Raw genomic sequence first — 20,409 nt, forward strand, 5'->3', positions numbered from 1 at the left:
TCACACCCCCCGTCGTTCCCACCCCGAAGTCTGGCCGCACGCGGGTGCCGTCACGGACACCGGACGACCTGACCGGCGTACGAGAGATTGCCGCCGAAACCGAACAGCAGCACCGGATCCCCGCTCGTCACGGCGCCCTGCTCGACCAGCTTGGAGAAGGCGAGCGGAATGCTGGCGGCCGAGGTGTTGCCCGATTCGGTGACATCGCGCGCGACCACCGCGTTGACGGCGCCGATCCGCTCGGCGAGGGGTTCGATGATGCGCAGGTTGGCCTGGTGCAGCACGACCGCGGCCAGGTCCTCGGGGGCGAGCCCGGCGCGCTCGCAGGCCGCGCGGGCGAGCGGCGGCAGCTGGGTCGTCGCCCAGCGGTAGACGCTCTGGCCCTCCTGCGCGAACCGCGCGGGGGTGCCCTCGATCCGTACCGCGTGCCCCATCTCGGGCACCGATCCCCACAGCACCGGGCCGATGCCGGGCTCCTCGCCGGGTGCGCAGGCCTCGACGACGGCGGCCCCCGCCCCGTCGCCGACGAGCACGCAGGTGGTGCGGTCGGTCCAGTCGGTGACGTCGGACATCTTGTCGGCGCCGATGACCAGGGCCCGCTGTGCCGCCCCCGCCCGCACGGTGTGGTCGGCGGTCGCCAGGGCGTGGGTGAAGCCCGCGCAGACCACGTTGACGTCCATCGCGGCCGGCTGCGGGACGCCGAGCCGGGCGGCGACGCGGGCGGCCATGTTGGGGGAACGGTCCACGGCCGTCGACGTGGCGACGAGCACCAGGTCGATGTCGGCGGGCGTGAGGCCCGCCGCCGCGAGCGCCTTGGCGGCGGCCTGCGCGGCCAGCTCGTCCACGGGCTCGTCGGGGCCGGCGATGTGCCGCGTCCGGATACCGACCCGGGTCCTGATCCACTCGTCGCTGGTGTCGACCATGCCGGCCAGGTCCTCGTTGGTGAGGACCCTGGCGGGCTGGTAGTGGCCGACGGCGGCGATGCGCGAGCCGTTCATGGATGGTGTTCCCCCTCGTGCCTCGGGTAGCGGGGTTCACCAGTCTGATCAGTGACTCGCGGGTAGCACGGCAGGTGATGCCACAGGAATCGGTCGCCCGGATTGTCGGCTTCTATCAGACCGTCGGACGACCGAGCAGTCACCCGGTGAACAGTTGCGTGACCTTTTGTACGAGTTCGTACAGGCCGTAGGCGAGCGGCGCTCCCACCCACAGCCAGGCGAAGGCGATGAGCGGCCGCCGGTCAGGCGGCGTCCGGCTGCTGTCGTCGGGCATCGGCGGCCTCCCTCGGTGCGGGGACATGATGACGCGGATGGACGGGGCGGACGAACTCGTTGGCGACGAAGCCGACGGCGAGCAGCCCGATCATGATGCCGAACGACAGCCCGTACAGCGACGCGCCCTGCCGGCCGGCCGCCTCCTGCCGGTCGGCGATCCAGTTCACGATCAGCGGGCCGAGCACTCCCGCGGTCGACCAGGCGGTGAGCAGCCGGCCGTGGATCGCGCCGACCTGATAGGTACCGAAGAGGTCCTTGAGGTAGGCGGGGATGGTCGCGAAGCCGCCGCCGTAGAAGGAGAGGATCACCAGCGCGCACAGGATGAACAGCGGTTTCGAGGTGTCGCCGGCGAGGGCGATGAGGAGGTACATCAGCGCGCCCACGCCGAGGTAGAGGCGGTAGACGTTCTTGCGTCCGATCAGGTCGGAGGTGGACGACCAGCCGATCCGGCCCGCCATGTTGGCCGCCGAGAGCAGCGCCACGAACCCGGCCGCGGCGGTCGCCGAGACGGGGGTGGAGGTCTCGGCGAAGAAGTCCGTGATCATCGGGGCGGCCTTCTCCAGGATGCCGATGCCCGCGGTGACGTTCATGCAGAGCACGATCCACAGGCACCAGAACTGGGGGGTGCGGACGGCCTCGCGGGCGGAGACCTGGATGCCCGCGGCGGGCGGGCTCGGGCTCGCGCCGGGGGTCTGCGGCTGCTCGGGGGCGGGCGGGTGCTCAGGGGTGAGCGGCTGCTCCGCGGTGCGCGGCACCCGGACGAGCAGGACCCCGAGCAGCATGAATACGGCATACGACAGACCGTGTACGAGGAACGCCAGCGCGATTCCCGCACTGTCGGAGCCGAACGTCTTCAGCATCTGCGCCGACCACGGCGAGGCGATCAGCGCGCCGCCGCCGAAGCCCATGATGGCGATGCCGGTGGCCGTGCCGGGGCGGTCCGGGAACCACTTGATCAGGGTGGACACGGGCGAGATGTAGCCGATGCCGAGGCCGATGCCGCCGACGAAGCCGTAGCCGAGGACGATCAGCCAGTACTGCTCGACGGCCGCGCCCAGCGCGGAGAGCAGGAAACCCGAGGAGAAGCAGACCAGCGCCACGGTCATCGCCCAGCGCGGTCCGTTGCGCTCCACCAGTGTGCCGCCGAACGCGGCCGACAGACCGAGCATCACGATGCCGAGCTGGAAGGGCAGCGCGCTCTCGGTGCCGCTGAGGCCGAGCGCGGACTCCAGGGGTGGCTTGAACACGCTCCAGGCGTAGGCCTGGCCGATGGACAGATGGACGGAGAGGGCGGCCGGCGGAACCAGCCAGCGGCTCCATCCCGGGGGTGCGACCGGGGGACTCATGATCCCGGAAGGTAGGGAGCGACGGGGGAGTTGAGAAGCCGTCGGGTCGACGGTATGCGGTGAGCGGTATGCCGGATGCGGTGAACGGTCGACTGGCAACCAGCGACCGGCGTCCGGCGACTGGCGACTGGGGACCGGCGACCGGCGACGCCCCTTCCGGTTGCCGCCCGAACCCTTGCCGCCCAACTCCCCATACTGTAGACAATATTTCGTCGACAGACATCCGACCGTCGACTCGAACCACCTCCGCGGTACTCCCTCGACCGAACGGAGCGTTCCGAAGTGAAAGTCGCAGTTCTCGGTGCCGGTGCCATCGGCGCCTACGTCGGGGCCGCGCTCCACCGCGCCGGCGCCGACGTCCACCTCATCGCCCGTGGACCGCACTTGGCGGCCATGAGGCGGCACGGAGTGCGGGTGCTCAGTCCGCGCGGCGACTTCACCGCGCACCCCCACGCCACCGACGACCCGGCCGAGATCGGCCCGGTCGACCATGTCTTCCTGGGCCTGAAGGCCAACGCGTACGCGGCGTGCGGGCCGCTGATCGCGCCACTGCTGCACGACACCACGGCGGTGGTCGCCGCGCAGAACGGCATCCCCTGGTGGTACTTCCACCGCCACGGCGGCCCGTACGACGGCCACCGCGTCGAAAGCGTGGACCCCGGCGGCGCGGTCAGCGCGGTGCTCGCGCCCGAACGGGCCGTCGGCTGCGTGGTCTACGCCGCCACCGAACTCGAAGAACCTGGCGTCGTACGGCACTTGGAAGGCACCCGGTTCTCCGTCGGGGAACCCGACCGGAGTGTCTCCGCGCGCTGTCTCGCCTTCAGCGAGGCTATGCAGGCCGGCGGGCTGAAGTGCCCGGTCGAGCCGGACCTGCGCAACGACATCTGGCTCAAGCTGCTCGGCAACATCTCCTTCAACCCGATCAGCGCGCTGGCCCGCGCGACCATGCGGCAGATGTGCCGGCACGGCGGCACCCGCCGGGTCATCGAGATCATGATGACCGAGACGCTGGCCGTCGCCGAGGCGCTGGGCTGCGAGGTCGGGGTGTCCATCGAGCGCCGGCTGGCGGGCGCCGAGCGCGTCGGCGACCACCGGACCTCCACGCTCCAGGACCTGGAGCGCGGCAAGCCACTCGAACTCGACGTGCTGCTCGCCGCGGTCGTCGAACTGGCGGAGATCACCGGCGTGGAGGTGCCCACGCTGCGCACCGTGCACGCCATCTCGGACCTGCTCGCGCTGAGGAGCGCCGCATGAGGAAACGCGAACCGAGGACGTACACCCGGCTGACCCGTCCGCTGGTCCGGGACTCCCGCGACGAACCGTTCCGCCCGGCCTCCTGGGACGAGGCCCTGGACCGGGCGACCGAGGGTCTGCGGGCGGCACGGGGCGCGTTCGGGATGTTCTCCTGCGCCCGGGCGACCAACGAGATGAACTACGTGGCGCAGAAGTTCGCCCGCGTGGTGATGGGCACGAACAACGTCGACTCCTGCAACCGGACGTGTCACGCGCCGAGCGTGGCGGGGCTGAGCGCGGTGTTCGGCTCGGGCGGCGGGACGTCGTCGTACGAGGAGATCGAGCAGACGGACGTCATCGTGATGTGGGGCTCCAACGCCCGTTTCGCGCATCCGATCTTCTTCCAGCATGTACTCAAGGGCCTGCACAACGGCGGTCGGCTGTATGCAGTCGACCCCCGACGGACGTCCACCGCCGCCTGGGCCGAGAGCTGGCTCGGCCTGAACGTCGGCACCGACATCCCTCTGGCGCACGCCATCGGCCGCGAGATCATCCACGCGGGCCTCGCCAACGAGGCGTTCATCGACCGGGCGACCACCGGCTTCGAGGAGTACCGGGCACTCGTCGAGCCCTGGACCCTCTCCCTCGCCGAGAAGGTGACGGGGGTGCCGGCCGCCGCCATCCGGGAGCTGGCGCACGCCTACGCCCGCGCCGAGCGCGCCCAGCTGTGCTGGACGCTCGGCATCACCGAGCACCACAACGGCACCGACAACGTCCGCGCCCTGATCAACCTGGCCCTGCTCACCGGGCACGTGGGCCGCCACGGCTCCGGCCTGCAGCCGCTGCGCGGTCAGAACAACGTGCAGGGCGGTGGCGACATGGGCGCCATCCCCAACCGGCTGCCCGGCTTCCAGGACATCCTCGACCCGCAGGCCCGAATGAGGTTCGAGTCCGCCTGGGACACCGTGATCCAGCCGCAGTACGGGATGAACCTGACCGAGATGTTCGAGGCGATGGAGGACGGCTCCCTCCGCGCCGTCTACTGCATCGGCGAGAACCCCGCCCAGTCGGAGGCCGACAGCGAACAGGCCGTACGACGCCTCAAGTCCCTCGACTTCCTGGTCGTCCAGGACATCTTCCTCACCAGGACCGCCGAGCTGGCGCACGTCGTCCTCCCCGCGACCGCGGGCTGGGCCGAGACCGACGGCACGACCACCAACAGCGAGCGGCGGGTGCAGCGGGTGCGGCGGGCGGTCACCCCGCCCGGCGAGGCCCGCGAGGACATCGACATCATCTGCGACCTGGCGGCCCGGCTCGGCCACGACTGGAAGTACGCCGACGCCGAGGCCGTATGGAACGAACTGCGGTCCCTCTCCCCGGACCACCACGGGATGACGTACGCACGCCTGGAGGAACACCAGGGCATCCAGTGGCCGTGTCCGAGCACGGACCGGCTCGAACCGACATATCTGCACGGCCGGTTGTGGGAGACCGACCCGGCGCGGCGGGGGCGGCGCGCGCCGTTCGGGATCGTGCGGCACGATCCGCCGGTCGACCTCACCGACGACGAGTACCCGATCCGGCTCACCACCGGCCGTCGTCTCGACTCCTACAACACCGGTGTGCAGAGCGGGAGTTTCGCCTCGCCGCTGCGGCGCGGGGAGTACGTCGAGCTGTGCCCGGAGGACGCCGAGCGGTACGGGGTCGTGGTCGGCGAGGAGGTCCGGGTGACGTCGCGCCGCGGGTCGGTGGTGGCGCCCGTGTGGGTCGACCCGGCGCTGCGGCCGGGGCTCGCGTTCATGACGATGCACTTTCCCGACGAGGTGGACACCAACCAGCTCACGATCGAGGCGAACTGCCCGATCGCGGGGACGGCGGAGTTCAAGGCGTCGGCGATCCGGATCGAGAAGCTGCCCACCGCGACCATCGTGAGGTGACGGGACGTGGATCTGCACTTCGGTGACAGCAAGCCGACGGACGAGGAGCGGGCGGCCGTGGACGCCCTGCTCGGTCCCCCGGAGTCCTCGTGGGAGGGCGCCGCCCGCGACGAGACGCGGGCCGCCGACCTGAGGTGGGCGAGGGGCGGCCGCAAGGCCCGGGACCGCCGCGACCTGCTGTTGCCGGGGCTGCACGCGATCAACGACCGGATCGGCTGGATCAGCCAGGGCGCCCTCGACTATCTGTGCCGGCGTCTGACGGTGCCGCCGGCGGAGGCGTACGGCGTCGCCACCTTCTACGCGATGTTCTCGGTCCGGCCGCGCCCCGCGACCGTGCTGCACGTGTGCACCGACCTGGCCTGCGCGGTGGCCGGGGCGCCGCGGCTGTGCGCGGACGTCGAGGCCCGGCTGGGCCCGGGCAGCGGCGTGCGGGTGGAGCGCAGCCCCTGCCTGGGCCTGTGCGAGCGCGCCCCGGCGGCGCTCGCCGTCAAGGCCGGGGATCCGGTCCGTACGGCGGTGTCGGCGCCGGCGACGGCCGACGCGGCCGTGCTCGCCGCGCGCGCCCCGGACTCGGCGCCCGAGGAGCCGCCGGCGGTGATGGCGGTGCCCCAGGCGGGGGATCCGTCGCTGGTGCTGCTGCGCCGCGTCGGGGTCGTCGACCCGTCGTCGCTGGACGACTATCGCGCCCATGGCGGCTATACGGCCCTGCGCCGGGCGTTCGCGCTGGGTCCGGCCGGGGTGATCCGGGAGGTCACCGACTCGGGGCTGGTCGGGCGGGGCGGTGCCGCCTTCCCGACGGGCCGCAAGTGGCAGGCCACGGCGTCCCAGCCGGACCGTCCGCACTATCTGGTCTGCAACGCCGACGAATCCGAGCCCGGCACCTTCAAGGACCGGGTGATCATGGAGGGTGATCCGTACGCGCTGGTGGAGGCGATGACGATCGCGGCGTATGCGATCGGCGCGCATACGGGATACCTGTATCTGCGCGGCGAATATCCGCGTGCACTACACCGTATGCAATATGCCGTCGACCAGGCGCGCGCCCGGGGACTGCTCGGCGACGACATCCTCGGCCAGGGCTACGCCTTCGACATCGAGATCCGGCGCGGCGCCGGCGCCTACATCTGCGGCGAGGAGACCGCCCTGTTCAACTCCATCGAGGGCTACCGGGGCGAGCCCCGCTCGAAGCCACCGTTCCCCGTGGAGAAGGGCCTGTTCGGCAAACCCACGGTGGAGAACAACGTCGAGACACTGGTCAACGTCCTGCCGGTCCTCGCCCTGGGCGGCCCGGCGTACGCGGCGATCGGCACCGGGAAGTCCACCGGGCCCAAGCTGTTCTGCGTGTCCGGCGCCGTGGACCGGCCCGGCGTCTACGAGCTGCCGTTCGGCGCGACCCTCGGCGAGCTGCTCGAACTCGCCGGTGTCCGCGACGGGTTGCGTGCCGTGCTGCTCGGCGGCGCGGCCGGCGGTTTCGTCCGCGCTGACGAACTCGGCATCCCGCTCACCTTCGAGGGCACCCGCGCGGCGGGCACGACCCTCGGTTCCGGGGTCGTCATGGCCTTCGACGACAGTGTCCCGCTGCCCCGGCTGCTGCTGCGCATCGCGGAGTTCTTCCGCGACGAGTCGTGCGGGCAGTGTGTGCCGTGCCGGGTGGGGACCGTGCGCCAGGAGGAGGCGCTGCACCGGATCGCCGAGCGCGCCGGGGCCGCTGCGGCCGATGACATCGCGCTGCTCAGAGAGGTCGGCCGCGCGATGCGGGACGCCTCGATCTGCGGTCTGGGGCAGACCGCGTGGAACGCCGTGGAGTCCGCCATCGACCGTCTGGGGGCGTACGAATGACCGCGATACCGCTCGGAGTGCCGCGCCGGCTGATGGAGTTCACGATCGACGGGGAGGAGGCATGGGCCCCCGAGGGCTCCACGATCCTGGACGCCTGCCGGGCCGCGGGGAAGGACGTCCCCACCCTCTGCCAGGGCGACACCCTGCGGCCGAAGAACGCCTGCCGGGTGTGCGTGGTGGAGGTCGAGGGCTCCCGCACCCTCGTCCCCGCCTGCTCGCGCCGGGCGGAGCCGGGCATGGAGGTGCGCACCGACACCGAGCGCACCCGGCACAGCCGCAAGCTCGTCCTGGAGCTGCTGGCGTCCTCGGTCGATCTGTCCACGACCCCGCGGGCCGCGGAGTGGATCAAGGAGTACGAGGCGAAGCCGGACCGTTTCGGCCCGGACGCGGCGCGGGTCGACGAGGAGCCGAGGGTCGACAACGACCTCTACGTCCGCGACTACGGCAAGTGCATCCTCTGCTACAAGTGCGTGGACGCGTGCGGCGACCAGTGGCAGAACACCTTCGCGATCTCCGTCGCCGGCCGCGGTTTCGACGCCCGGATCGCGGTGGAGCACGACGCCCCGCTGCCCGACTCGGCGTGCGTGTACTGCGGTAACTGCATCGAGGTGTGCCCGACGGGGGCGCTGTCCTTCAAGTCGGAGTTCGACATGCGGGCGGCGGGCACCTGGGACGAGTCGGCGCAGACCCGGACGACCACCGTCTGCGCGTACTGCGGAGTGGGCTGCAACCTCACCCTGCACGTGCAGGACAATGAGATCGTGAAGGTCACCTCGCCGCACGACAACCCGGTGACCCACGGCAACCTGTGCATCAAGGGCCGCTTCGGCTACCAGCACGTACAGAACCGGGACTGACGGGACTGATCGGGACATGGGACGAGTCACGGAACGACGCAAGGTCATCCGCATCCGCGACGGGGCGGTCTCGTCCCGCCCCGACACGCTCGTCGCCGAGGAACCACTGGAGATCCGGCTGAACGGCAAGCCGCTCGCGATCACCATGCGGACGCCGGGCGACGACTTCGCGCTGGCGGCCGGCTTTCTGGTGAGCGAGGGCGTCCTGGCGACCGCATACGATCTTCAGAACATCGTCTACTGCGCCGGGGCGACCGTAGACGGTTCGAACACCTACAACGTCGTCGACGTGAAGACGTCCCCAGGCGTGGCGATCCCCGACATCACCCTCGAACGCAACGTCTACACCACCTCCTCCTGCGGCCTGTGCGGCAAGGCCAGCCTCGACGCGGTCCGCACGACGGCCCGCTGGCCGATCGCCGACGAACCCCCGCTGCGCGTCGACCCCGATCTGCTGGCGAGCCTCCCCGACCGTCTCCGCGCGGCCCAGCGCGTCTTCGACCGCACCGGCGGCCTGCACGCTGCGGCCCTGTTCGACGAGGACGGCGAGCTGCTCGACATTCGGGAGGACGTGGGCCGGCACAACGCGGTCGACAAGCTGGTCGGCCGCGCTCTCCAGAACGGCGATCTGCCGCTGTCCCGGACGATCCTCCTGGTCTCCGGCCGGGCCTCCTTCGAGCTGGCGCAGAAGGCGGTGATGGCGGGCATCCCGGTCCTCGCGGCGGTCTCCGCACCCTCCTCGCTCGCCGTCGACCTGGCCGCGGAGACGGGCCTGACGCTGGTGGGCTTCCTGCGGGGCCGCTCCATGAACGTGTACGCGGGCGAACACCGGCTCGCCCTGCGGACCGCGGCCGCCCAGGGCTGACCGGCTCGCCGCGACACGGCGGCGGGGCCCCGACCGGCGGGGAGCGCCCCCTGCGCCGCAGGGGCCCCGCCTCAGTCGCGCCCCGCCCTCACCGGCCCGTGCCGGAGATCCGGCCCAGCATCTCCAGGAACCGCTCGCGTTCCGCGGCCGTCAGGGGCGCGAGGAGCGCGTCGTTGGCGGCGCGGGCCGCCTTCTCGCAGCGCACCAGCAGCCGCGTGCCCTCGTCGGTGAGGGACACGGCGTTCTTGCGGCGGTCGCGGGGGTCGGGTTCGCGGACCACGAGGCCCGCGGACTGGAGGTCGTTGAGGATGCCGACGACGTCCTTGGGGTCGAGGCCGACGGCGCGGCCGAGGTCGGCCTGGGCGACGGGCGCGAGGTCACGCACGGCGGAGAGCACCACGTGGTGCCACATCCGCAGACCTTCCTCGGCCAGTGCCTCGGCGACCAGCGCCCGCCCGCGGGCGGCGGCGCGGCCGAGCAGCCAGCTGGGCAGCGAGCGGATCGCGGGGAGCGGGGCCTCCCCCGTGGCGGCGGCTTCCATGGCGGCAGCCTAGCGGCGCCCACCGGGCATCCCACCGAAATTCATTGGCACCTCCAACGACAAACCCATACCGTTGGGACTCCCAACGAGTTCTACGACCTCTGGAGGTGCGATGCGCCGCGTCCGCTACGACTCCCCCGGCGGCCCCCTGTTCCTGGAGGAGGCCCCCGTCCCGGAACCGGCCCCCGGCGAACTCCTCGTGCGCTGTGCGGCCATCGGCGTCACCCTTCCCGTGGTCCGCAAGGTCGCCGAGGCCCCGGAGCCGGTGCCGCTGGGCGGCGAGATCGCCGGGGAGGTGGTCGCGGTCGGCGAGGGCGTCACGCGCTTCGGGGTCGGCGAGCGGGTGACCGGGCTGTGTTTCGGCCACGGGTACGCCGACTACGCGCCGCTGCACGAGGCGATGGCCTCCCCGATACCCCCCACCGCCTCGGCCGTCGACGCGGTCGCGCTGGTACGCAGCGGCCTGGTCGCCCTGGGCGCGCTGACGGCGGCCCGCCCGGCACCGGGCGAGAGCGCACTGGTGACGGCCGCGGCGAGCGGCGTGGGCCAGCTGGCCGTGCGGCTCGCGCGGCTGCGCGGCGCGGCCCGGGTGGTGGGCGCCGTCTCCGACCCGGCCAAGGCGGACTTCGTGCGCTCGCTCGGCGTCGACGAGGTGGTGGTGTACGGCGACGACGACTGGGGCGCGCCCGTCGACTACGTCCTCGACGGTGTCGGCGGCGACCTGCTCGGCCCGGCCCTCGCCGCCCTGGCGCCGGGCGGCCGGCTGGTGGCGTACAGCTCGGGCGGCGGGACCGTTCGAGCGTACGACCTGCTGGTCGGCGCCAAGTCGGTGACCGGGTTCCAGATGGCCCGGATCGCCCGCGAGGAGCCGGAGACGTACGAGCGGTGGCGCCGGGAGCTGTGGCGGCTGTTCGACGAGGGTGCGCTGCGGCCCGCCGTGCACGGCGGGTTCACGCTGGCGGAGGCGGGGCGGGCGCACGAGGTGATCGAGGCGCGGCGCAATCTCGGCAAGGTGGTGCTGCTTCCCTGACGGAGCGTCAGCACCGGCGTACGCCCGACTCGGTGACGGTTGCGCCTCTTGTGGGTGTCGGTGACGCCAACTACCGTCCGGGGGTCCATACGTTGGACGTGGGATGTCCGGATGTCCGGCCCGTATGAAGGGCAGACGCGCTGTGCCGTCACGTCTTCTCACCCGTACGAGATGCACCCTCACCGCGGTCGCCGTGCTGGCGGCGACCGCCACACTCCCGAACCCCGCGCACGCCCAACCACCCTCCACCGCCCCGTCGTTCGAGCAGCAGGTGCTCTTCAAGGCCTCGCGGGACCCCGGTTACGCCTGTTTCCGCATCCCGGCCATCCTGCGGACCACCGCGGGCACACTGCTCGCGTTCGCCGAGGGCCGGGTGCTGAACTGCGGGGACGCGACCGACATCGACATCGTCCTCAAGCGCTCCACGGACGGCGGCCGCACGTGGGGGCCGCTCCAGGTGGTCACCGAGGGCGCCGGTGACACCCATGGCAACCCGGCGCCGGTCGTGGACCGCGAGACGGGCCGGATCCTGCTGGCCCAGACGCACAACACGGGCCGTACGGACGCCGGCAACTGCCAGGTGCCCTGCGACCGCACCCCGCATCTGCAGTACAGCGACGACGACGGCCGCACCTGGTCCGCGCCGCGCGATCTGAGCCGGGAGATCCTGCCGTCGCGCTGGAACTCCTGGTACGCCACCGGCCCCGTGCACGGCATCCAGCTCGCCCGCGGCCGGCACGCGGGCCGGCTCGTCTTCGGCGTCAACACCGAGACGTGGAACGGCACTCGGGTCACCGAGAACCACGCCGCGCTGATCGTCAGCGACGACGGCGGCGACCACTGGCGGATCGGCGCGACCGACTCCTGGCCGATCGCGCGCGACGGGACGTTCCGTCAGAAGCCCTCCGAGCTGACCCCGACGGAACGCTCCGACGGCACGATCCTGGTCAGCGGCCGGGAGCAGGACGGCACCGACCTGGGCCACCGCGCCCAGGCCGTCAGCGGCGACGGCGGCGACACCTTCGAGGGCCCCTTCCAGGACCTGCCGGACCTCTACACCCCGCAGGTCCAGGGCGCCACGCTCCCCCTCGGCTCCCGCGTCCTGCTGTCCGCCCCGGCCGACCCCGACCGCCGCCGGACCATGATGATCCGCTCCTCCTACGACGGCGGCGAGACCTGGGACAGCGTGGACCGGGGCACCGTCGTCACCCGTGACTGGGCGGGCTACTCCGACATGACGGCGATCGCCCCGGACACCGTCGGCCTGCTGTACGAGGCCGGGGTCGTCGACGCGCGCGACGAGATCCGTTTCGCCCGCTTCACCGAGGACTGGCTCGTCCCGCCCCGCGGCCCCGACCCGACCACCCCCGACCTCAGCCCGTACGCGGAACGGGCGGCCGTCCTAGGCGGTGCCGCGCCCGTCCGGGACGGCGCCTCGGGGGGCGCGCTGGCCTTCGACGGCGCCGACGACTCCGTACGACTGCCTCACCGCACCCAACTGGCGCTCGGGACCCGGGACTTCACGGCGTCCCTGTGGTTCCGGTACACCGCCGGCGCCGGCGAGCAGCCGCTGCTCTCGCTGGGCGGCATCGGCGGCTCCCAGCCGCAGATCCGGCTCTGGGCCGAGCCCGCGCACGACCGGCTGCGCGGTCTGATCACCGTGCGGGAGGGCGCCACGACCGTCCGCACGGCCGAGGTGACCGCGGCCGGAGCGCGCAACGACGGCCGCTGGCACCGTGCGGTGCTGCGGCGCGGCGGCGGACGGCTGACGCTGTCCGTCGACGGTACGGCGACCGCCACCGCGGACGTGCCCGGCTCGCTCAGCCGGAACTCCCCGTTCGGCGTGCACATCGGGCAGCGTATGGACTCCCGGGCCTTCTTCACCGGCGCGATCGACGAGGTGCGGGTGTGGAACCGGGCACTGAGCGACGGAGAGGTGGACGAGGCGCCGTTCGCGGGCATGGTGCTGTGGCTCCCCATGGACCAGGTGAGCCGCAGCCGCTAACGTCCCGGAGCGTGCCCGAGGACGTACGCGACGGACGAGACGTACGAGAGACCCGAGAGATACCGGAGGGACCGGGGGTACGAGCACGGCGGCGGGCCGGGGTCGGGATCGGGCTGCTGCTGGTCCTGGCGCTCGCGGCCGTGCTGCTGAGTGTGCGGGATACCGACGACCGTCGACAGCGGTCGGCCGACTGTATACCGCACACCGTCGCCTCCTGGTCGACCGCCGGTCCCCTCACCACCGAGTTCACCCGCTACGGCAACGACCCCACTCGCACCGACGACTGGACCGGCGGCGACGGCACCCACTCCCTCCGCCTCCCCGACGGCCGTCTCCTCTGGCTCTTCTCGGACACCTACCTCGGGCGGGTCCACCCCCCGCCCAACCCGGCCGGCGCGTCCCACCCCTGGCGGGACACCACCGCCCCGCTGGTCCGCAACTCGGCGGTGGTGATGACGAAGAGCGGCCGCCTGACCGCCACCCTCCCCGCCCCGCTCTTCCCCGACCCGGCCCCCCAGCAGTGGCGCTGGCCGGTCGCCGCCCGGGTCGAGCCCCGCTCGCCCGGCTCCGCCGAGCGGGTGGTGCGCGTCGTGCTGTGGACCCGCGCGGCGGGCCAGACGCCCTGGATCTACGGTGTCCCGCTGGCCACCGAGGTGGCCACGCTGTCGCTGCCGGATCTGCGGGTGGAGAGCGTCGTCCCGGTCCTGGACCAGCGTGCGGTCGCCGATCCCTCGCGGCGGGTGCTGTTCGGGACGACGCTGGTCGAGCAGGACGGCTGGAGCTATGTCTTCGGCGGGAACGACGGGCAGGCCGCCTCCCGGCCGGTCTCCTCCGCCTTCGTCGCCCGGGTGCCGGAGGGCTCCCTCGCCGACCCGGCCGCCTGGGAGTACTGGACGGGTTCCGGGTGGGCGGCCGGCGCGCGGCCCGGCGCGGTGCTCGGGGACGAGCGGCGCGCGGGGGTGGGCAGCGCGTTCTCGGTGGTGCGGCGGGGCGGCACGTATGTGCTGTTCACCATGGCCGCGGGCGCCCGGGGGCTGACGGATGTGACGTCGTACTGGGCCTGCTCCCCCACCGGACCGTGGCACGGCCCGGCACGCGTCCTCACCGCGCCGCTGCCGCCGGGCGAGGTCGCCGCGTACAACCCGCAGGCGCATCCGGAGCTGAGTGGCGGCGAGGGGCGGCTGGTGCTCAGCTATGACGTCAACTGGCTGCGGACCACGGACGCCTCCGCGCAGCTCAGCGGGAACGCGGGCCTGTACCGACCGCGGTTCGTGACGCTGCGGCTGCGGGCGGACCGGTGACCTGACCGGGCTCCTCCACGGGGTCCTGGGAGCGGCGCCTGGCGATCACCGCGCACACCATCAGCTGCATCTGGTGGAAGAGCATCAGCGGCAGCACGGCCAGCGAGGCGTGCGCGCCGAACAGGACGCTCGCCATGGGCAGTCCGGCGGCGAGGGACTTCTTCGACCCGGCGAACTGGATGGTGATCCGGTCCGCGCGGCCGAACCCGAGCGCCCTGGCGCCGTACCACGTCAGGGCCAGCATCACGGCCAGCAGCACGGCCTCCACGGCGAGCAGCCCGGCGAGCCGGACGGGGCTGACCTGGTGCCAGATGCCCTGGACCATGCCCTCGCTGAAGGCGGTGTAGACGACGAGCAGGATGGAGCCGCGGTCGACGTAGCCGAGGACCTTCTTGTGCCGGGAGACGAAGTCGCCGATCCAGCGGCGCAGCACCTGTCCGGCGAGGAACGGCACGAGCAGCTGGAGCACGATCTTCAGCAGCGAGTCCGCGGAGAACCCGCCGGCGGTGCCGCCGAGCAGGGACGCGGCGAGCAGCGGCGTGACGAGGATGCCCGCGAGGGAGGAGAAGGAGCCGGCGCAGATCGCGGCGGGCACGTTGCCGCGGGCGACCGAGGTGAAGGCGATGGAGGACTGGATCGTCGACGGGACCAGGGTGAGGAAGAGCAGGCCCTGCCACAGGGAGTGGGTCAGCACCACCGGCACCAGGCCGCGGGCGGCCAGGCCGAGCAGCGGAAAGACGACGAAGGTGCAGGCCAGGACGGTGACGTGAAGCCGCCAGTGGCGCAGTCCGTCGAGCGCCTCACGGGTGGAGAGCCGGGCGCCGTAGAGGAAGAAGAGCAGGGCGATGGCGGCGGTGGAGGCGCCGGAGACCGCGTCGGCGGCCGTGCCGCGGGCCGGGAGAAGCGCCGCGAGGCCCACCGTCCCGAGCAGCAGCAGGATGTACGGGTCGATCGGCAGCCGGCTCGGCCGTCGCAGGCGTTTCACGGTGCTCCACACGGTTCGCGGACAGGGGCGTACGAGGGTCGGGTGCCCCTCTCGCACGGGGGTCGACTCCCCCTGGGGTCGTGCAGGGGTCGAGTCTCCCTGGGCTCAGGAGTCCCCTCCCCATGGTGCTCCTCCGCCCGCCGATCGGGAATCCGGCATACCACTCTGACTGTCATCGGGAATCGCGATAGCCGCGCTATGGTCGGAGCGTGTACGACCCGTCCCACCTGCGCACGTTTCTGGCCGTGGCGCAGACCCTGAGCTTCACGCAGGCCGCGCGGCGGCTCGGGCTGCGTCAGTCGACGGTCAGCCAGCATGTGCGGCGCCTGGAGGACGCCACCGGGCGGACGCTGTTCTCCCGGGACACGCATTCCGTGGAGCTGACCGAGGACGGCGAGGCGATGCTCGGCTTCGCCCGGCGGATCCTGGAGGTGCACGAGCAGGCGACGGCGTTCTTCACCGGCACCCGGCTGCGGGGCCGGCTGCGGTTCGGCGCCTCGGAGGACTTCGTGCTGACCCGGCTGCCGGAGATCCTGGAGGGCTTCCGGCACGACCATCCCGAGGTCGATCTGGAGCTGACGGTCGAGCTGTCCGGCACGCTGCACGAGCAGCTGGCGGCCGGGAAGCTGGACCTGGTGCTGGCCAAGCGGCGGCCGGAGGACCCGCGCGGGGAGCTGGTGTGGCACGACCGGCTGGTCTGGATCGGCGCCGACCGGCTCCGTCCGGACCCGGAGCGCCCGGTGCCGCTGATCGTCTATCCCCCGCCGGGCATCACCCGCGCGCTGGCGCTGGAGGCGCTGGAGCGGCAGGGGCGCGCCTGGCGGATCGTATGCACCAGCGGCAGTCTCAACGGGCTGATCGCGGCGGCCCGGGCGGGGCTCGGGGTGATGGCGCACTCGCGGGGTCTGATCCCGCCGGGTCTGGTCCGTGTACCCGACCGGTTCGGCCTGCCGGAGCTCGGGCGGGTCGACTTCGTGCTGGTGCACGGCCGGCGCCGTACGCCGGCGCAGGAGGCGGCGGACGCGCTGGCGGCGGCGATTCTCGCGGGCGGGGACCGGCTGCACCGGCGCTGAGCCCGCACCGGGCAAGAACCGGAGTCACGAACCGGAGTGACGAAATCCGTCGCGCCCGCGCTGACAGAAGTGACGGGGCGCGTGTCCGTGGCCCGGTAAGCGGGTCGTACAGATTCCGTGGAGATTACGGCACCGAAACTTACTCCGCCGTCAGGAATCGGTCCGACCCCTCCCCGTACGCGCGCATTGTCCCCCGCTGACCAGCGGGAACCTGAGCCTCACTCGCCTTTCGCACCCCTCCCGTCCCGACTCTGCGTGGGGTAGCTTTCACCGCCTGTGCGGGGCGTCGGGCGTCACCAGGAGCCGTCACCGAGAGCGGGGGAGCGGGTTTGCGCGAGTTCACCAACCCTCCGTTGGCGTTGGCACCCCCGGTGGGCGGCCTCGCCGACGCCGTCTACCGCAACGCCGAGGACGACCCGCGGCACATCGCGCTCGGCCGCAAGGACGAGACCGGGCGATGGCGGGACGTGACCGCCGCGGAGTTCCGTGACGAGGTGCTCGCCCTGGCCAAGGGGCTGCTCGCCCGGGGCGTCCGCTTCGGCGACCGGGTCGCGATCATGTCCCGCACCCGCTACGAGTGGACGCTGTTCGACTTCGCGCTGTGGTCGATCGGCGCGCAGGTGGTGCCCGTCTACCCGACCTCCTCGGCCGAGCAGTGCTTCTGGATGCTCCACGACGCGGAGGTGACGGCCGCGGTCGTCGAGCACGAGGACCACGCGATGACGATCGCCACCGTCATCGACCGGCTGCCCCGGCTGAAGCAGCTGTGGCAGCTGGACGCGGGCGCGGTGGGCGAGCTGTACGACGCCGGCGCGCATCTGGACGACGAGGTGGTGCACCGGCATCGCAGGGCGGTCACCCCGGAGACGGTCGCGACGGTCATCTACACCTCGGGCACCACGGGCCGCCCCAAGGGCTGTGTGCTCTCGCACGGCAACTTCATGTTCGAGGCGGACACGGTCATCGAGCGCTGGGAGCCGGTGTTCCACTCCCGCAAGGGCGACGAGGCGGCCACCCTGCTCTTCCTGCCGCTCGCGCATGTGTTCGGCCGGATGGTGCAGGTCGCCGCAATCCGCGGCAAGGTCCGCTTCGGCCACCAGCCGCAGCTGAACGCCGCCGCCCTGCTGCCCGACCTGGCCGCCTTCAGGCCGACCTTCTTCCTCGCGGTGCCGTACATCTTCGAGAAGGTCTTCAGCGCCGCCCGCCGCAAGGCGGAGCGCGAGGGCCGCTCGGGGCCGTTCGAGAAGGCCGTCGACGTCGCCGTACGGTACGCGGACGCGATGGAGGAGAAGGCCTGGGGCATCGGGCCGGGGCCGTCGGCGGGGCTGCGGATGCAGCATCAGTTCTTCGACAAGCTCGTCTACGCCAAGGTGCGCGAGGCGATGGGCGGCCGGGTGCGGCACGCGATGTCGGGCGGCTCGGCGATGGACCGGCGGCTCGGCCTGTTCTTCGCGGGCGCGGGCGTGCACATCTACGAGGGGTACGGCCTGACCGAGTCCACCGCCGCCGCCACCGCCAACCCGCCCGAGCGCACCCGCTACGGCACGGTCGGGCAGCCCGTTCCGGGCGTCACCGTGCACATCGCCGACGACGGCGAGATCTGGCTGCGCGGCGCCAACGTCTTCCAGGGCTACCTCAACAACGCCAAGGCCACCGACGAGACCCTGCACGACGGCTGGCTGGCCACCGGTGACCTCGGCGTCCTCGACGAGGACGGCTATCTCACCATCACCGGCCGCAAGAAGGAGATCCTGGTCACGTCCGGTGGCAAGAGTGTGTCGCCGGGGCCGCTGGAGGAACGCGTCCGGGACCATCCGCTGGTCGCGCAGTGCATCGTCGTCGGCAACGACCGCCCCTTCGTCGCCGCGCTGATCACCCTCGACCAGGAGGCCGTGGAGCACTGGCTGAAGATGCGCAACAAGCCCGCGCTGACCGCGGCCGAACTGGTGCGCGACCCGGACCTGGAGACGGAGATCCGGCGGGCGGTGGTCGCCGCGAACACCCTGGTGTCGCAGGCCGAGTCGATCCGCACCTTCCGCATCCTCGCCCAGCCGTTCACCGAGGAGCACGGACTGCTCACCCCGTCGCTGAAGCTGAAGCGCAAGGCCATCGAGAAGGCGTACGCGAACGAGGTGGACGCCCTGTACCGGACGTGAACACCTCAACCACACGCGGATTCTCCCGTCAGGAATGCATCGCGGCCCGTGATCGTTGACGATGGGAGTACCACCTGACGACAACCGAAGGATCAAGAGCTCGTGAGCAGCAAGGTCCCCCCGATCATCCTCAACAACGGCGTCGAGATGCCCCAGCTGGGCTTCGGCGTCTGGCAGGTGCCGGACGACGAGGCGGAGCAGGCGGTCTCGACCGCGCTGGAGGCCGGGTACCGCAGCATCGACACAGCGGCGATCTACGGCAACGAAGAGGGCACCGGCAAGGCCATCGCCTCGTCCGGCATCCCGCGCGAGGAGCTCTTCGTCACCACCAAGCTCTGGAACAGCGACCAGGGGTACGACTCCACGCTGCGCGCCTTCGACCTCTCGCTGTCCAAGCTCGGCCTGGACTACGTGGACCTGTACCTCATCCACTGGCCCATGCCGTCCCGGGACACGTACGTCGACACCTACAAGGCGTTCGAGAAGCTGCACGGCGACGGCCGGATCAAGGCCATCGGTGTCTCCAACTTCCTGCCGGAGCACCTGGAGCGGCTGATCGGCGAGACCTCCGTGATCCCGGCGGTCAACCAGATCGAGCTGCACCCCCACCTGCAGCAGCACGCCTCCCGTGAGTACCACGCGCGGCAGGGCATCGCCACCGAGGCCTGGTCGCCGCTCGGCCAGGGCAAGGGCCTGCTGGAGGTGCCGGCCATCGTCGCCATCGCGCAGAAGCACGGCCGCACCCCGGCCCAGGTCGTGCTGCGCTGGCACATCCAGCTGGGCAACGTGGTCATCCCCAAGTCGGTGACTCCGTCGCGCATCAAGGAGAACATCGACGTCTTCGACTTCAGCCTGGACGACGAGGACCTCGCGGCGATCAGCGCGCTGAACGAGGACCGGCGGATCGGGCCGGACCCGGCCGTCTTCGAGATGGTCTGAGCCGCCGCCCGCCACGGCCACGACCGCGCCCCGGGACCGTCAAGGCCCGGGGCGCGGTGTCATGTGGGCCTGTCTCACAGGGACTTGGTCGCCGTGTGCACGGTGTGCGCCGCGAGGACGAACACGTCCCGGCGGTGGTGCACGCTCGCCGTGTCGTCGGGGTCGAACAGCCGGTCGAGGGTGGCGCGGTCGGTCGCGTCGAGGCGGTCGCCGAGCGCCTCCCGGGTGCGGGAGAGCCGCGCGGCGACATAGGCGCGGGCCCGGTCGGTGGCCGGCGCGGGCAGGTCGAGCAGAAAGCTGCGGGTGTGCGGGTGGCCGAGGCCCGCGGCGGCGAGCAGCGCCGGCCAGTCCTCGGTCTCCGCGACACTGCCCGGCAGGCCCGCCCGCATCTCGGCGAACCACTCCTCCTCCAGCGCGTCCAGCCGCGCCTGGAGCCCGGGGCGGCCGAAGCCGAGGTCGCGGGGCAGGTACCGGGCGGGCAGCCCGCCTTCCAGGACGGCGAGCGTGCCGCCGGGGGCGAGCCGGTCGGCGAGGGCGGCGAGCGCGGCCCGCTGGTCGCCGAGGTGGTGCAGGCTGCGGCTGGCCCACAGCAGGTCGGCGGGGTAGTCCAGGTCGCCGAGGACGCCGGGCAGGTCCCCGGCGAGGGTGCCGAACCGGTCGGCGACGCCGAGGCGTTCGGCGCGGGCGCGGGCCCGCTCCAGCAGGGGCTCGGCCCCGTCGACGGCGACCACCCGGGCGCCGGGGAAGGTCTCGGCGAGCAGACACGAGACGACGCCGGGCCCGCTGCCCGCGTCCACCACCAGGCCCGGGTCGGTCTGCTGCTTGGCCAGCCAGGCCAGGGCCCGCTCGTACAGCGGGGTGAACAGCTCGGCCTGCGCCTCCAGCAGCGGGGCCATCTCCGCCCAGTCGAGGTCGGTGTGGTCGTGGTGGTGGTCCTTGTTGTGCATGCTGTTCAGCCTCTCCTCCGGGTGCGGACAGCGTGCGCCGACGCACCGCGAAGGAGCCAGTCGTGTTGCCGTTCCGGCAAC

Annotated in this window: 17 protein-coding genes; 11 read left to right on the top strand and 6 right to left on the bottom strand. The window is 72.3% G+C overall.

The window, feature by feature from the left end:
* Positions 1 to 50: 50 nt before the first annotated feature.
* The 3 genes from ACZ42A_RS05975 to ACZ42A_RS05985 form a co-directional block, all read right to left on the bottom strand.
* Positions 51 to 998 carry a beta-ketoacyl-ACP synthase III gene (locus tag ACZ42A_RS05975; protein WP_468525897.1) on the bottom strand — a complete coding sequence of 316 codons (948 nt, stop codon included), beginning with the start codon at positions 996 to 998 and terminating at the stop codon, positions 51 to 53.
* Between the two features lie 139 nt (positions 999 to 1,137).
* Complete coding sequence (locus ACZ42A_RS05980; RefSeq protein WP_468525898.1) at positions 1,138 to 1,272, bottom strand: MFS transporter small subunit; 135 nt, start codon at positions 1,270 to 1,272, stop codon at positions 1,138 to 1,140.
* On the bottom strand, positions 1,241 to 2,620 hold the full coding sequence (locus ACZ42A_RS05985; protein ID WP_468525899.1) for an OFA family MFS transporter: 1,380 nt from the start codon (positions 2,618 to 2,620) through the stop codon (positions 1,241 to 1,243). The genes ACZ42A_RS05980 and ACZ42A_RS05985 overlap by 32 nt, the downstream gene beginning before the upstream one ends.
* A gap of 282 nt (positions 2,621 to 2,902) precedes the next feature.
* Here ACZ42A_RS05985 and ACZ42A_RS05990 point away from each other — a divergent pair, with 282 nt between their 5' ends.
* Genes ACZ42A_RS05990 through fdhD form a run of 5 tightly spaced genes read left to right on the top strand, consistent with a single transcriptional unit; the run spans position 2,903 to position 9,351 of the window.
* Entirely contained in the window at positions 2,903 to 3,874 is a 972-nt protein-coding gene (locus ACZ42A_RS05990) for a 2-dehydropantoate 2-reductase (protein WP_468525900.1), read from the top strand.
* Positions 3,871 to 5,790: a molybdopterin oxidoreductase family protein gene (locus ACZ42A_RS05995; protein WP_468525901.1), complete on the top strand. Its 1,920-nt coding sequence runs from the start codon at positions 3,871 to 3,873 to the stop codon at positions 5,788 to 5,790. Before ACZ42A_RS05990 ends, ACZ42A_RS05995 begins: the two co-directional genes overlap by 4 nt.
* Before the next feature lie 6 nt (positions 5,791 to 5,796).
* Complete coding sequence (locus ACZ42A_RS06000) at positions 5,797 to 7,629, top strand: NAD(P)H-dependent oxidoreductase subunit E (protein WP_468525902.1); 1,833 nt, start codon at positions 5,797 to 5,799, stop codon at positions 7,627 to 7,629.
* Positions 7,626 to 8,486 (top strand): 2Fe-2S iron-sulfur cluster-binding protein, encoded by an 861-nt coding sequence (locus ACZ42A_RS06005; protein ID WP_468525903.1) that lies wholly within the window; start codon positions 7,626 to 7,628, stop codon positions 8,484 to 8,486. Before ACZ42A_RS06000 ends, ACZ42A_RS06005 begins: the two co-directional genes overlap by 4 nt.
* 16 nt (positions 8,487 to 8,502) lie before the next feature.
* Complete coding sequence (gene fdhD, locus ACZ42A_RS06010) at positions 8,503 to 9,351, top strand: formate dehydrogenase accessory sulfurtransferase FdhD (RefSeq protein ID WP_468525904.1); 849 nt, start codon at positions 8,503 to 8,505, stop codon at positions 9,349 to 9,351.
* Positions 9,352 to 9,439: 88 nt separating this feature from the next.
* On the opposite strand, the gene ACZ42A_RS06015 is transcribed toward fdhD, so the two are convergent.
* Positions 9,440 to 9,892: a MarR family winged helix-turn-helix transcriptional regulator gene (locus ACZ42A_RS06015; protein WP_468525905.1), complete on the bottom strand. Its 453-nt coding sequence runs from the start codon at positions 9,890 to 9,892 to the stop codon at positions 9,440 to 9,442.
* A 112-nt stretch (positions 9,893 to 10,004) separates the two neighbouring features.
* Between ACZ42A_RS06015 and ACZ42A_RS06020 the strand changes: the two genes are divergently transcribed.
* The 3 genes from ACZ42A_RS06020 to ACZ42A_RS06030 all read left to right on the top strand — a co-directional run bounded on the left by ACZ42A_RS06020 (position 10,005) and on the right by ACZ42A_RS06030 (position 14,228).
* Positions 10,005 to 10,922, top strand: a complete 918-nt coding sequence (locus tag ACZ42A_RS06020; protein ID WP_468525906.1) for a quinone oxidoreductase family protein — start codon at positions 10,005 to 10,007, stop codon at positions 10,920 to 10,922.
* Positions 10,923 to 11,064: 142 nt separating this feature from the next.
* A complete protein-coding gene (locus tag ACZ42A_RS06025; RefSeq protein WP_468525907.1) occupies positions 11,065 to 12,927 on the top strand; it encodes an exo-alpha-sialidase in 1,863 nt (620 codons plus the stop codon).
* Positions 12,928 to 12,986: 59 nt separating this feature from the next.
* Positions 12,987 to 14,228 carry a DUF4185 domain-containing protein gene (locus tag ACZ42A_RS06030; RefSeq protein ID WP_468526147.1) on the top strand — a complete coding sequence of 414 codons (1,242 nt, stop codon included), beginning with the start codon at positions 12,987 to 12,989 and terminating at the stop codon, positions 14,226 to 14,228.
* Here ACZ42A_RS06030 and ACZ42A_RS06035 read toward each other — a convergent pair.
* Positions 14,164 to 15,213 carry a bile acid:sodium symporter family protein gene (locus ACZ42A_RS06035; RefSeq protein ID WP_468525908.1) on the bottom strand — a complete coding sequence of 350 codons (1,050 nt, stop codon included), beginning with the start codon at positions 15,211 to 15,213 and terminating at the stop codon, positions 14,164 to 14,166. The genes ACZ42A_RS06030 and ACZ42A_RS06035 overlap by 65 nt on opposite strands.
* Before the next feature lie 209 nt (positions 15,214 to 15,422).
* On the opposite strand from ACZ42A_RS06035, the gene ACZ42A_RS06040 reads away from it, so the two are divergent.
* From ACZ42A_RS06040 to ACZ42A_RS06050, 3 genes are all read left to right on the top strand, one after another.
* The gene (locus ACZ42A_RS06040) at positions 15,423 to 16,286 is read left to right on the top strand and encodes a LysR substrate-binding domain-containing protein (RefSeq protein ID WP_468525909.1); all 864 of its coding nucleotides are present in this window, start codon (positions 15,423 to 15,425) and stop codon (positions 16,284 to 16,286) included.
* A gap of 329 nt (positions 16,287 to 16,615) precedes the next feature.
* A complete protein-coding gene (locus ACZ42A_RS06045) occupies positions 16,616 to 18,442 on the top strand; it encodes an AMP-dependent synthetase/ligase (protein WP_468525910.1) in 1,827 nt (608 codons plus the stop codon).
* Positions 18,443 to 18,544: 102 nt separating this feature from the next.
* Positions 18,545 to 19,381 carry an aldo/keto reductase gene (locus ACZ42A_RS06050; RefSeq protein WP_468525911.1) on the top strand — a complete coding sequence of 279 codons (837 nt, stop codon included), beginning with the start codon at positions 18,545 to 18,547 and terminating at the stop codon, positions 19,379 to 19,381.
* Positions 19,382 to 19,455: 74 nt separating this feature from the next.
* Here ACZ42A_RS06050 and ACZ42A_RS06055 read toward each other — a convergent pair whose 3' ends face one another.
* Positions 19,456 to 20,328: a class I SAM-dependent methyltransferase gene (locus ACZ42A_RS06055; RefSeq protein ID WP_468525912.1), complete on the bottom strand. Its 873-nt coding sequence runs from the start codon at positions 20,326 to 20,328 to the stop codon at positions 19,456 to 19,458.
* Positions 20,329 to 20,409: the final 81 nt, after the last annotated feature.

The organism is Streptomyces sp. NPDC030838 (assembly GCF_055572035.1).